The following is a 539-nucleotide window of genomic DNA, read 5'->3' on the forward strand; positions in this document are numbered from 1 at the left end:
GTGGAGTTGCGAAAAAGACCGCGAGCGTGGGTAGCCAAGCCAGGCCAACGGCGCAGCGTTGAGGGCGCTGTCCTGTAGAGGTCCGCCGGTTCAAATCCGGTCCCACGCATCGCTCGGGGCACACCCCCACCGATGCACGGTGTTGTCTCTACGACAGCACCCACGCACAATTCCTTTCGACCGCTACGCGACGAGTGGTTACGCTGTATCGATTTTTGAGGCGGTGAGTACGTTCAAAGCTCTGCCGCTCGGTAGTACGCGATCAATTTCACTACCGGCGATTTCGCGACTGCGACTACCGAAGCCCCAGTCGCTCGGTAGTACACGATCGGTTTCGACGGGAGTAGCTCCGTGACCGAGATCCCCGAAGCCCCAGTCGCGACGGCTCGCGCGCCTTGCTGTGCTCCTCGCTCGTTCGCTTTCGCTCACTCGCTGCGGTGCTTACTGCGGCGGGCTTCGCCCTCGCGACTGCCCCTTCGAGCCCCGCCCCGCACAGCGACCGCACCTCACGCCTCCCCAGCCTCGTCGCTGGCGGTTTT

At 63.6% G+C, this 539-nt stretch carries 1 tRNA gene; it reads left to right on the plus strand.

The window, feature by feature from the left end:
- Positions 1-24: 24 nt before the first annotated feature.
- A tRNA-Leu gene (locus tag BN903_RS04010) sits at positions 25-109 on the plus strand.
- Positions 110-539 lie beyond the last annotated feature (430 nt).

The organism is Halorubrum sp. AJ67, assembly GCF_000513435.1.